Annotated in this window: 11 protein-coding genes; 4 read left to right on the top strand and 7 right to left on the bottom strand. The window is 67.4% G+C overall.

The window, feature by feature from the left end; translation table 11 throughout:
* Window positions 1-5: 5 nt before the first annotated feature.
* The 3 genes from ACTJK0_RS09820 to ACTJK0_RS09810 are packed head-to-tail and all read right to left on the bottom strand — an operon-like array spanning window position 6 to window position 4,167.
* Window positions 6-1,532 carry a carboxyl transferase domain-containing protein gene (locus ACTJK0_RS09820; RefSeq protein WP_440745022.1) on the bottom strand — a complete coding sequence of 509 codons (1,527 nt, stop codon included), beginning with the start codon at window positions 1,530-1,532 and terminating at the stop codon, window positions 6-8.
* Window positions 1,533-1,534: 2 nt separating this feature from the next.
* A complete protein-coding gene (locus tag ACTJK0_RS09815; protein ID WP_440745021.1) occupies window positions 1,535-2,746 on the bottom strand; it encodes a CaiB/BaiF CoA transferase family protein in 1,212 nt (403 codons plus the stop codon).
* 50 nt (window positions 2,747-2,796) lie between these two features.
* Window positions 2,797-4,167 (bottom strand): SLC13 family permease, encoded by a 1,371-nt coding sequence (locus tag ACTJK0_RS09810; protein WP_440745020.1) that lies wholly within the window; start codon window positions 4,165-4,167, stop codon window positions 2,797-2,799.
* 134 nt (window positions 4,168-4,301) lie between these two features.
* Here ACTJK0_RS09810 and ACTJK0_RS09805 point away from each other — a divergent pair, with 134 nt between their 5' ends.
* A complete protein-coding gene (locus ACTJK0_RS09805; protein WP_110542315.1) occupies window positions 4,302-5,000 on the top strand; it encodes a FadR/GntR family transcriptional regulator in 699 nt (232 codons plus the stop codon).
* A gap of 137 nt (window positions 5,001-5,137) precedes the next feature.
* The gene (locus ACTJK0_RS09800; RefSeq protein ID WP_440745019.1) at window positions 5,138-6,583 is read left to right on the top strand and encodes a purine-cytosine permease family protein; all 1,446 of its coding nucleotides are present in this window, start codon (window positions 5,138-5,140) and stop codon (window positions 6,581-6,583) included.
* 82 nt (window positions 6,584-6,665) lie between these two features.
* Here ACTJK0_RS09800 and ACTJK0_RS09795 read toward each other — a convergent pair whose 3' ends face one another.
* Together ACTJK0_RS09795 and ACTJK0_RS09790 are read right to left on the bottom strand one after the other, a co-directional pair.
* Entirely contained in the window at window positions 6,666-7,166 is a 501-nt protein-coding gene (locus ACTJK0_RS09795; RefSeq protein WP_440745018.1) for a DUF4190 domain-containing protein, read from the bottom strand.
* 34 nt (window positions 7,167-7,200) lie between these two features.
* Window positions 7,201-7,797 carry a LysE/ArgO family amino acid transporter gene (locus tag ACTJK0_RS09790; protein ID WP_440745017.1) on the bottom strand — a complete coding sequence of 199 codons (597 nt, stop codon included), beginning with the start codon at window positions 7,795-7,797 and terminating at the stop codon, window positions 7,201-7,203.
* A gap of 70 nt (window positions 7,798-7,867) precedes the next feature.
* On the opposite strand from ACTJK0_RS09790, the gene ACTJK0_RS09785 reads away from it, so the two are divergent.
* Entirely contained in the window at window positions 7,868-8,803 is a 936-nt protein-coding gene (locus tag ACTJK0_RS09785) for a LysR family transcriptional regulator ArgP (protein ID WP_440745016.1), read from the top strand.
* Here the strand turns inward: ACTJK0_RS09785 and ACTJK0_RS09780 are convergent.
* Complete coding sequence (locus ACTJK0_RS09780) at window positions 8,763-9,758, bottom strand: NERD domain-containing protein (protein WP_440745015.1); 996 nt, start codon at window positions 9,756-9,758, stop codon at window positions 8,763-8,765. The two genes, ACTJK0_RS09785 and ACTJK0_RS09780, sit on opposite strands and share 41 nt — an antisense overlap.
* Before the next feature lie 230 nt (window positions 9,759-9,988).
* Here ACTJK0_RS09780 and pgm point away from each other — a divergent pair, with 230 nt between their 5' ends.
* A complete protein-coding gene (gene pgm / locus ACTJK0_RS09775; protein WP_440745014.1) occupies window positions 9,989-11,653 on the top strand; it encodes a phosphoglucomutase (alpha-D-glucose-1,6-bisphosphate-dependent) in 1,665 nt (554 codons plus the stop codon).
* Here pgm and ACTJK0_RS09770 read toward each other — a convergent pair.
* On the bottom strand, window positions 11,650-12,162 hold the full coding sequence (locus ACTJK0_RS09770) for a 2'-5' RNA ligase family protein (RefSeq protein WP_440745101.1): 513 nt from the start codon (window positions 12,160-12,162) through the stop codon (window positions 11,650-11,652). The two genes, pgm and ACTJK0_RS09770, sit on opposite strands and share 4 nt — an antisense overlap.
* Window positions 12,163-12,257 lie beyond the last annotated feature (95 nt).

Raw genomic sequence — 12,257 nt, 5'->3', positions numbered from 1 at the left:
ACCCGTCAGCTGGCTCCCAGGGTGGCGAACTTGTGGGCCCGTGCGGCAACGAGCTCAGGCACCGGGGTGGAGGCCACCGTTGCCAGTTCATACTCGATGGCACGGGCCATCCGGGTGCAGAACTCACGCGGCTCAAGTGAGGCATCCCCGCGCTCGTCCACGATGTGGTCCACCAGGCCGTTGGCGTACAGGGCGGCCACGTTGACCCCCTGCGCCTGTGCCATGGCGGGCGCAAAAGCCGTGGTCCGGTGCACGATGGCACTGGCGCCCTCCGGAGGCAAAGGTGAGAGCCAGCTGTGCTGGGCGGCGATGGTCCGGTCCGCGGGCAGCAGCGCCAGCGCTCCTCCGCCGGCGCCCTGGCCAAGCAGCACGGAAACCGAGGGCGATTCCAGGCCGATCAGCTCATGCAGGGAGCGGGCAATTTCCCCGGCAAGTCCGCCCTCCTCCGCCTCCTGCGACAAGGCGGCCCCGGCGGTGTCAATGACGGTGAGCAGCGGCAGCCGCAGTTCCTCCGCCAGCTTCATGCCCCGGCGCGCCTCACGCAGTGAACCCGGCCCCATTCCGGCGGCGTCCTTCCGCAGCGGGCGGGCGTGGCCCAGCACGATGCACGACTGGGTGCCAAAGCGCGCCAGCGCCAGGAGCAACCCGGGGTCCTTCTCCCCCTGCCCGGTCCCGTTCAGGGGAAGGGCGTCCGTGGCGCCGAACTTCAGCAACTGGCGCAGGTCGGGCCGCCGCGGCCGGCGGGAAAGCTCTATGGACGTCCAGGCATCCACATCGGCCGGCCGCACCGACAGCGTGGACGGCAAGGGCACCGATGCCGTAGGGCCGCCGGCAGCTGCTGCCGTAGGCGTCAGGATGTCCAGCGCCCGCGCCACCAGGTCGGCAAGATCGCCCGGTTCCACCACACCGTCGATCAATCCCTTGTGGAAGAGATTCTCTGCCACCTGGACGTTCTCCGGGAACGCCTCGCCGTACAGTGCCTCGTACACCCGGGGGCCCAGGAAACCCAGCAGGGCACCAGGCTCGGCCACGTTGATGTGCCCCAGGGATCCCCAGGACGCCATGACGCCACCGGTGGTGGGGTGCCGCAGGTAGACCAGGTAGGGAAGGCCGGCCTGGCGGTGGGCACGGACGGCGCCGGTGATTTTGACCATGGACAGGAACGCGAGCGTCCCTTCCTGCATGCGGGTTCCGCCGGAGGCGGGCCCGGCCAGCAGCGGAAGCCCCTCAGCCGTGGCCCGTTCGACGGCGGCAACAATCCTTTGCGCCGCCGCATGGCCGATCGAACCGGCCAGGAAGGAGAATTCGCTGACGATCAGCGCCACCCGGCGCCCGCGGATGAGGCCGGCACCGGTGAGCACGGATTCGTCGGCGCCGCTCCGCTCACGGGCCCTGGCCAGGTCCTGCGCGTACTCCGCGGACAGCGCCGGCTGCTCCGGTTCCGTGTCCCAGGAAACGAAGGAGCCGGGATCCACCACCGCGCCCAGCAGTTCGGCTGCGTTCATGTGCCGTACCTTTTCCGCCGTCGCCATGCCTACTTCGTCCCGGCTGCGGCAGAGGCCAGTCCCAGCCATTCGCGAATCGCCGGGCCGTCCTCGTTGAGCAACGGAGGCGCGTCGTGTTCGGTGCGGGTGGTTTCGGCCGTGTCCCCCGGCGCGAAGAACCGCAACGGCGGCCCGGGCAGGCTCACCTTGCCCAACAGCGGATGCTGCACGTCCACCACCAGGCCCTGGGACGCCACCTGTTCCCAGGCGTACACCTCGTCCAGCGAGCGGACCTTTCCTGCCGGGATCCCGGCGTCGTTCAGTTTTTCCAGGAGCTCCGCCGCCCCGTAGTGGGCGAAGGCGTGTTCGACGGTGGCAATCACCTCCACGCGGTTCCGCACCCTTTCGGCGTTGCTGGCAAACCCCGGGGCTGCCGGGTCCAGGCCGAAGGCGGAGGCGAAGGATTGCCAGAGCTTCTCACTGCCGACGCTGATCTGGACGCTCCCGTCCTTGCAGTTGAACAGGCCGTAGGGGGCGATGGACGGGTGGTGGTTGCCCTGGGCCCGCGGCACTTCGCCCGCGATGGTGGCCCGGGTGCCCTGGAAGGCGTGCACCCCGATCAGTGATGCCAGCAGCGAGGTACGCACCACCTGGCCCCGGCCCGTGCTGTTCCGCTCAACCAAGGCTGCCAGGACGCCAATAGCCCCGTTCATGCCGGAGAGCAGGTCGGCGATGGGGACGCCGACGCGCTGGGGATCGTCCGGCCCGGAGCCGGTCAGGGACATCAGGCCGGCCTCGCCCTGGAGGATCTGGTCGTACCCACTGCGCTGGGACTCGGGCCCGTCGTGGCCAAATCCGGTGATGGACAGGATCACCAGCCGTGGGTTGATACCGTGCATGGCGGCCGTGGAGAAGCCCAGCCTGTCCATCACGCCGGGCCGGAAGTTCTCGATCACCACGTCTGCGCGTTCCAGCAGCCCGCGGAGCACCGCCTGGCCGTCGCTGCTCTTCAGGTCCAGGCTGATGGACTCCTTGTTGCGGTTGCAGGACATGAAGTAGGTGGACTGCAGGTTGTCCTCCGGGCCGACAAACGGCGGGCCCCAACCGCGGGTGTCATCCCCGGTTCCGGGGCTCTCCACCTTGATAACGCGGGCGCCAAGGTCGGCCAGCATCATGCCGGCGTGAGGTCCGGCCAGTGCCCGGCTGAGGTCCACCACGAGGTGTCCGGCCAGGGGGCCTCGGGCGGTTTCGGTTGTGCTCATGTGCTGGGTTTTCCTTTCTAAAGAGCGGGCGCCGGCAGGTCCGTTGGCGGCTACAGCCAGCCGGGGACCACCAGGGCCAGCCAGGCCAGGACGGGCCCGGCCACGATGACGATTCCGCTGTAGCCGAGGATCCGCTTGTAGAACTTGTCCTTGTCCACGTCCTCCGGGGCGTTGGCCAGCACCAGGGCGCCATTGGTGGAGAAGGGAGAGACGTCCACGATGGTGGCGGATACCGCGAGGGCACAGATGACGCCGACGGCGCCGATCTCGCCGGTGGAGAGGAACGGCACGGCCAGCGGAATGAGGGCCGCCAGGATGGCGGTGGAGGAGGCAAAGGCGGACACCACGGCGCCGATGAAGCAGATGATGAGGGCTGCCAGGAGCGGCATTCCCATTCCGGCCACGCCGCTGGAGACGAATTTGATGGTTCCGGCTTCTTCAAGGACGCCGACGAAGGTCAGCATGCCGCAGATCAGCAGCACGGTGGACCAGCTGATCTTGTTGATGGCACCTTTCTGCGCGGCGGGTGAGACCAGGGCCAGCACGATGGCGATGGTGATGGACACGAAGCCGACGTCCATCTTGAAACCGAGGGCCACCACGGCCAGCACGATCAGGCCGGCAATGGTGACCAGCTGCGGAATCCGCTCGGAGCGCTCCTTGGTGGCCGCGACGCCGTCGCCCGCGGGGTCCCGGGGGCCGTACATGCCGGAGCCGAAGCCCTTGAGGGGCACGTCGCCGCCGGCCGCCTTGGCACCGACACTGACGGCCATGCGTGCCTCGGCTGCCTGCTCCACGAAGTGCCCCACCTTGGAGGACAGGAGGTTCCTGCCGCCCAGGACCACGAACAGCACCACGGCGATGACCAGGTTGAAGAAGAAGCTCGACAGGAAGAGCGCGGTGGGGCTGAAGGCAAGGTCGGTCTTGGCCAGGATGCCGTTGACGGTGACGCCGTACACCGCGATGGGCGAGAAGCCGCCGGCCTGCGCACCGTGGATCACCATCATGCCCATCAGCAGCGGGCTGATCTTGTACTTCCCGGCAAAGCTCAGGGCGATGGGGGCGATGATGGCGACGGCGGCGGGAGACAGTGCACCCACGGCCGTGATCACGGCGGTGATGGCGAACATGACCCAGGGAATGAGGGCAACCCGGCTGCCCACGAGCTTGACGGCTCCCCGGACCAGGAGGTCAATGGTGCCGTTGTTCTGTGCGATGGCGAACAGGTAAGTGACGCCGACGATGGTCAGGAAGAGGCCGCCGGGGAAGTTGGCCAGGATTTCGTTGGTGGACATGCCCAACACCACAGCGCCCAGCAGGAAGGCACCCACGAACGCGAGGGCACCCATGTTGAGGGGCAGGACGGTGGCAAGCAGGAACATTGCCGCCAGGATGATGATCGATAAGACAGGAGCGGACATCGTTGGTCCTCCGTTTTGGGGGAAAGAATGTGACGTGAGTTACTGGCTCACTGGACTAGCCTCTTAGACAGTGAGTCTATCTGTCAATAGAACGAGGGAGTATTCTGGACGGGGACAACCCAAGGGAGGGCTTTGTGGAGAAGACGGCACGGCTGGGCCTGGAACGCGTCACGCGGCCACGGCTCTACGAACAGCTCGTGGAGCAGATCCTCGCCTACATCGAGTCCGCACAGCTGCGTCCCGGCGACCTCCTGCCGGCGGAGCGCGACCTTGCCGAGCGACTGGGAGTGTCCCGTGCCACCCTGGCGCAGGCCCTGGTGGCCCTGGAAGTACTCGGGGTCATTGACGTGCAGCACGGAACCGGTGCGGTCCTGGCCCGGCGTCCCAGTGTGGCCTCGGTGATCAAGGGCCTGCGCGAACACCAGAGCCGGCTGCCGGAAATCGTGGAGGCCCGGAGCACGCTCGAAGTGAAGCTGGCGGCACTTGCGGCCGAGCGGCGCACTGACGAGGACCTTGCCGCCATCGACAACGCCCTGGCCGTCATGGCCCAGGAAATCAACGACGGCGATCGTGGCACGCATGGCGACGAGCTGTTCCACCAGGCCATCACCGCCGCAGCGCACTCCTCCGTCCTGGCGCAGCTGATGGCCTTCATCGCGGAGATGATCCTGGAGACCCGCATGGAATCCCTGGGCCAGCCCGGGCGGCCAGAGCAGTCACTGGCCTCCCACCGGAAGATCACCGATGCCATCAGGGCTCAGGATCCGCGGGCCGCCGCCGACGCCATGCTGGCCCATATCGAGCTGGTCTCGGACGTCGAGCTGCTCCGCTAGCAAGCGCGCACCGGAAACATTGTGGCGACACGCCGGGCTGTCTGGCCTCCCGGACAGCTGCACCTGAATGGCGGTGTTTCGGCAGCCCGAAACCCGATGTGATGGACCTTACGTTTTCATCACTGAGGAGTTTGGCCATGGCCGGAGGCAGTACCGCCGTAGAGGCACGATCGATCGACATGATTCCGCCGGGTGAGCGCCACGGCCACCCGCGGGGCCAGTTCACCCTGTGGTTCGGCGCCAACGCGCAGATCACCGCCATCGTGGATGGCGCCCTTGCGGTGGTATTTGGGGCGGATGCCTTCTGGGCCATCGTGGGCCTGCTGGTGGGCAACGTGCTGGGCGGCGCCGTCATGGCCCTCCACTCTGCCCAGGGCCCCAAACTTGGGCTGCCCCAAATGATCTCCAGCCGCGCCCAGTTCGGCGTCTACGGAGCCGTGATCCCACTGGCACTGGTCATCCTGATGTACGTGGGGTTCGCCTCCACAGGCACCGTCCTCTCGGGGCAGGCCATCAACCTCATGCTGGGAGTGGACGCTCCCGCCGTCGGAATCCTCATTTTCGGTGCCGCCACCGCCCTGCTGGCCATCCTGGGCTACAAGTACATCCATGCGCTGGGCCGCATCGCAACAGTGCTGGGCCTGACCGGGTTCCTGTACCTGACAGTCGCCGTCGTCACCAAGTTCGATGTCACCCAGGTGATGATGGTCAAGGGCTTCGAATGGCCCACCTTCCTGACCGCCATCGCCCTTGGTGCAGGCTGGCAGCTGACGTTCGGACCGTACGTTGCCGACTACTCCCGCTACCTTCCGGCCCACACCTCGGAACGCAGGACGTTCTGGTACACCTTCGCCGGCTCGGTGGGCGGCGCGCAGTGGGCCATGACCCTGGGGGCCCTGGCCGGCGGGCTGTCCGCCGCCAAGCTCGGCGGGGACTTCCTGAAGAACCAGGTGGGCTACATGGGAGACCTTGCCGGGGGCGGGCTGATCGCCATCTTCATCTACCTGATGATCGTCACGGGCAAGCTCACGGTGAACTGCCTCAACGCCTACGGCGCCTTCATGTGCGGCGTGACCATCAGCACCGCCGTCAACCGCCGGGACACCGTCTCGAAAGCCGTGCGGATCGCGTTCATCGTGGCCGTTATCGGCGCCAGCGTCCTCATCGCACTGTTCGCCAGCAAGGACTTCCTGAACCTGTTCAAGAACTTCGTGCTCCTGCTGCTCATGGTGTTCACCCCCTGGTCCGTGATCAACCTCGTGGACTACTACAAGATCTCGCGCGACCGGCTGGACATCCCGGCCCTCTACAACCCGGACGGACGTTACGGCCGCTGGAACGCCGCCGCCCTGGTCTCCTACGGAGTCGGCGTCGTCATCCAGGTGCCGTTCCTGGCGCAGTCGCTGTACACCGGCCCCGTCACCAAGCTCCTCGGTGGCGCGGACATCTCCTGGCTCGTGGGGATCGTTGCCACCCTGGCCATCTACTACCCGTGGGCCAAAGCAACCAACCGCGCGCCGGCGGAGTCCATCTACCCGGAGAGCCCCGCAGGGGTGCCGGCTGCCGCGGCAGTGAAGGGATAAGGGGCGGCCTGACGGAAAGTCCGACGGCGGTCCGGGCGCACGTGCCTGGGCCGCCGTCGCTGCATGTCCCGGGTCAGCAGGGCTAGAAAGTCCCGGTATTCGAACCGGCAGTGCCCGCAACCGCGAGGCCGATGATGAGCAGCAACCACAGGGCCCCGTATCCCAGCAGGCAGAGGTAGCCCAGCACCAGGCCGGTAATGGACATCCCCTTGCCGGAGGGCTCGCGCCGGAGGGCCAGGTGGCCGGTGATGATGGCGGCGAACTGGGGAAGCAACAGCCAGCCCATGATGACCGAGGCGATGCCGCAGACCATGCTGGCGATGCTCAGGGTCTTCGGCTCCACAGTTCCGCCGTAGTAGGACGGCTGGCCGAAATATTGGGGCTGGCCGTACTCGGCATTTCCGTATGGCGTCTGGCCATACTGGGCCTGGTTGTACGGAGGCTGGTTGTACGGTGGCTGGTCGTACGGTGCCTGGCTGTATGGCGCCTGCCCGTACTGGGGCTGCCCCGACGGCGGCTGGTAGCTGGGCCAGGGTGAATCACCGTTCTGGCGGTCGGGCCCCTGGGATGGCTGGTTGCTCATGGTTTCTCCCCTGCGGATCTGGCTACAGCCTACTTCAGTGCAGGACCAGCCGGATGGCCAGGAAGACCATCAGGATGCCGATGCCGGCGTCTATCCAGCGCCATGTCCGGGGGCTGCGCAGAACACCGGCCAGACCCCTTGCCCCGTACCCCAGGGCGGAGAACCACAGGACGCTTCCCGTCACGGCGCCGCCGGCAAAGACCCACCGGAGGCCGGCGCCCTGCTGATTGGCGAGGCTGCCTAGCAGCACTACCGTATCCAGGTAGACATGCGGGTTGAGGAAGGTCAGCGCGGCCGTTGTAGCGATCACCGAATTCTTGGACCTGGGTTCCTGTTCCGCCAGCGAAGAAGGCCTGAGGGCTGCTGTGAAGGAGCGGACCGCGAACCAGAGCAGGTAGGCAGCACCAGCCCAGCGAAGGACCTCCAAAGCCTCGGGAAAGCGGGTCACCAGCGCCCCGATGCCCGCCGTTCCGCCAAGGATCAGCAGGGCATCCCCGGCCATGCACACGGCCACCACGGCCCCGACGTGTTCCTTCCGGACCCCTTGGCGCAGCACAAAAGCGTTCTGCGCCCCGATCGCCACGATCAGTGCCAGCCCGGTCAGCATTCCGGTAATTCCCGCGGTCCACATGGTATCGACGGTAGGCTGCGCCTGATATGCAGGCAAATAACTGATTCTTTCGGATCATTAGAATAACTTCATGAACCTGGAACACTTGAAGGCCCTGGCCGCCGTGATTGATGAAGGAACGTTTGAGGCAGCGGCTGATCTGCTCCGCATCACCCCATCGGCAGTGAGCCAGCGGATCAAGGCGCTGGAAACCTCCGTAGGCCAGGTCCTGGTCCGCCGGCGGGTGCCGTGCGCCACCACCGACGCCGGCGCGCTGCTGCTGCGGATGGCCCGCCAGGTGCAGGTGCTGGAAGCGGAAACGTCGGCAGCGCTCGGCCCGGGACCGGCAGCCAGGGCGCACCTGCCCGTGGCCGTCAATGCGGATTCGCTGGCCACCTGGTTCCTGCCCGTGCTGGACGATGCCGCCGGCTGGGCGGACGCGGCCCTCGATCTGCACCTGGAGGACCAGGGGTTCAGCAGCCAGCTGCTGCGTGAGGGCGAGGTGATGGGCGCCGTGACTTCGGACCCCGTGCCGGTGAGCGGGTGCCGGGTGGAACCGCTGGGCTCGATGCGGTACATTCCGGTGGCCGCGCCCGGGCTGCGCCACCGCTTTTTGGGCTCCGGACGTCTCGATTGGGCGGCCATGCCGGTCCTGAAATTCAACAGCAAAGACAATCTCCAGCAGGAGCTGCTCGCCAAGAAAGACGTCAGCCGGCAACCACCCACCCACACCGTCCCCTCGTCACAGGGGTTCCTTGCTGCCGCCAAGGCCGGACTTGGCTGGGGAATGATCCCGGAGCTCCAGCTCGCGGATGAGCTGGAGCCCGGTTCCCTGGTGCGGCTGGAGGAATTGGAGGAAGGCGCCTACGAGGATGTGGTGCTTTACTGGCAGGCGTGGACCCTGGATTCGGAACGCCTCAAGCGCATCACCGCCGCTGTCCGCAACGCAGCCCGTGAACGGCTGCGGCCGGTGGACGGCGGCGGCCCTATCGGCCCAAGTAGGGCAGGATATACACGGCGAAAATGACGACGGCCGCCAGGAGGGCCAGCTTTGGGCCGCTGGTACCCGAATGCTCCGCCTTGCTGTTCCGGCCGTGCCGGCCCCGGCCCGCCTGGTTCGCCGAATGCTGTCCCGCCTGGCTCCCTGCGCGGTGCCCCGCCTGCTTCGCTGCCCGTTGTCCCGCTTGGCTCCCCTTTGCAGGAAGCCCGCGGCCTGCAGGGTGCCTGGCCCTGCTGCGGCTTCCGTCCGCTGCCTGGGAAGGGCGGGGTCCACCATGCGGTGGCTGCACGTGCGGGGGTTCCAGATCCGGCGCCACAGCAGGACCGGACGGCGGCAGCGCTCCCGCCGGCCGCACCACGGTTCCGGGCCTGACATTCCGCAGGGCCGTAATCCCCGGTTCCTGCTCATGCGTCAGCAGCTGGCCCAGCTGCTCGTAGAGTCCCACCACTGCCTGCTGGTCCAGCACCGCCGGCAATGCGGCAATCGTCTCCACCACACGCTGCGAACCGGCCACGGCAACGTCCGATGCCGTCACCCCGAAAAGGTCCGGCTGCGCGGACATGCAGATCAGTGGACGCACCAGCCTGCGGTGTGGGGGCGCCAGCACCGAGGCCACGGCGGCGCATTGGGCAAGTGCCCCTTCCACTGCCTGGGTCCGCGCATAGCGGCCCTGCCACAGGACACCTGCGGCCACCCGCACTTCACCGGTCCAGTTCTTCGAATCGACCACCACTACCCCGCCGGGGCCCACCACGACGTGGTCAAGGTTCGCCTTGGGCCGGCCCGGCCAGTGCACATCGTGGAGCACGTACCAGCCCCGCGGTACCAGCTCGCTGAGCTTGTCTGCCACCACCCGCTCCCCCACGGAGCCTGCGTCCCAGGCCTTCGTACAGCGCTCGGCCTCGTCCAGCCGGCGCTTGAGCCGGGCCACCCGCTCGGCCGCGAGCCTGGACTGCTCCGCTGCCCCGTCTCCTGCCCCCATTGGACGTCCCCGTTTCCTTGCCCGGACAGGACGACGGCGGCGGCCCGCCGTCGTCCGTTCCTTTCGGTCATTTCGTGGAATTTTCTTGAAGTTAGCAGGGCGCCAAAGGCCCGGTATATAGGTACTTTCCGGGCCGGGTACTCAGGTGGACTACTTGGTTGGCGCCGTCACAGGGGCCGCATTTTGGGCGGGTCGTTTTGACTCCTGCCAGGTTCTGGCATGCTGGAGCCATGGCTAGCCGCGCGGGCACAGTTGCCCAACCCCAGGACCTTGTTGACATCACTGCGCTTCTTGACGCGTACTACGACATCGCACCGGACCTCAGTGATCCGGGCCAGCGCGTGGTGTTCGGGACATCGGGGCACCGGGGTTCCAGCCTCAAGGCCTCATTCAACGAGCAGCACATCGTGGCCATCACCCAGGCCATCGTGGAGTACCGGGCCGCGCAGGGCGTCACCGGTCCGCTGTTCCTGGCGAAGGACACGCACGCGCTGAGCGAGCCCGCGCAGAACTCCGCCCTGGAGGTGCTCGCTGCCAACGGCGTCCAGGTGCTGGTCGATGCCCGCCACGGCTACACCCCCACCCCTGCACTGAGCCATGCCATCCTCACCTATAACCGGAAGGCGGCGCCGGGAGCCCCGCAGGCAGACGGCATCGTGGTGACGCCCAGCCACAATCCGCCCGCGGACGGCGGCTTCAAGTACAACCCCCCGCACGGCGGCCCCGCAGACTCGGACGCCACCGGCTGGATCGCCAACCGCGCGAATGAACTGCTCGAGAACGGCCTGCGCGGCGTGAAGCGGATTCCGCTGGCAGACGCCCAGGCGGCGGACGCCACCGGCAAGTTCGACTTCCTCAGCAGCTACGTTGATGACCTTCCGTCCGTCCTGAACCTGGACGCCATCCGCGATGCCGGCGTGCGGATCGGTGCAGACCCCATGGGTGGGGCGTCCGTGGACTACTGGGGCGAGATTGCCGAGCGCCACCACCTGGACCTCACCGTGGTGAACCCAACGGTGGACCCCCAATGGGCCTTCATGACCCTGGACTGGGACGAGAAGATCCGCATGGACTGCTCCTCGCCGTCGGCCATGGCATCGCTGATCCAGCGGATGTCGGACGCCGCCGCCTCCGGCCAGGCCGCCTTTGATATCGCCACCGGAAATGACGCCGACGCCGACCGGCACGGGATCGTCACCCCCGACGCCGGCCTGATGAACCCCAACCACTACCTGGCCGTGGCCATCGACTACCTCTACCGCAACCGCAGCGGCTGGAACCCGGCCTCCGTGGTGGGCAAGACCCTGGTGTCCTCCTCCATCATCGACCGCGTGGCCGAAAGCCTGGGCCGCAAGCTTGTGGAAGTTCCGGTCGGCTTCAAGTGGTTCGTGCCCGGCCTGCTCTCCGGCGAGGGAGCGTTCGGCGGCGAGGAATCCGCCGGCGCCTCCTTCAACAAGATGGACGGCAGCGTCTGGACCACCGACAAGGACGGCATCCTGCTGGCACTGCTGGCCTCCGAGATCACCGCGGTCACCGGCAAGTCCCCGTCCCAGCTGTACAAGGGGTTGACGGACCAGTTCGGCGCGCCCGTCTACGCCCGGATTGATGCGGCGGCCACCCGGGACCAGAAGGCCAAGCTGGGCAAACTTTCCGCAGCGGACGTCACCGCTACGTCACTGGCAGGCGAAGAAATCACCGCCAAGCTCACCGAAGCTCCCGGCAACGGCGCGGCCATCGGCGGCCTCAAGGTGGTCACCGAGAACGCCTGGTTCGCAGCCCGCCCGTCCGGCACCGAGGACGTCTACAAGATCTACGCCGAGTCCTTCAAGGGCGAGGAGCACCTGAAGCAGGTGCAGGCCGAAGCCAAGGCCCTGGTGGACAGCGTCATCGCCTAGCCACCACCACCACCAAGGCTCCACAGCCGGAGGACCCGCCTGATGGTGTGGTCCCCGCCGGGGGCCATGTCCACCAGGGCGACCCGGTCAATCACGACGGCGTCACCCTGGTGGAGGCGTTTGCTGCCGTGGTGTGAAATGTGCGGCCGGTAGCCGGCGAGCGTGTGGCCAGGGGTGAGTACCCTGCCTCCTGCGTCCGCCACGAGGTACACCAGCTGCTCGTGCAGCTGCTGCAGGGCGGGGTGCGGGGCCACGAGACTGACTGGGACCGATCCGTCGCGCCCGAACCCGGCGTCCGCCCCCACCGTCAGCGGAGTACCCAGGGCTGCGGCAGCCGGGGCGTCGGCGAGCCCGGCGATGCGTTCGGCGACGTCCGCACCCTCTGTGGTGCCGGCGTCGAACCTCACGTCAAACCTCAGCAGCGTGATGTGCAGCGGCCAGTCCGTCGGCGGAAAAACCTGCCCCTCGGCCACAGGCTCCATGAAGGCCACGAAGATGAGATTCCGCATCGGCATGGCCCCAGTCTCCCACGCCCCTCAGACGCCCGCTCACCTTTCGCAGCCAAATTCAAGACGCGCGCTCCCCTCTGGCGGCCCGACAGCAA

Source organism: Paenarthrobacter sp. 22069, from assembly GCF_052046035.1.
GTDB lineage: Bacteria > Actinomycetota > Actinomycetes > Actinomycetales > Micrococcaceae > Arthrobacter.
This window is presented reverse-complemented; position numbering and strand designations above follow the sequence as displayed.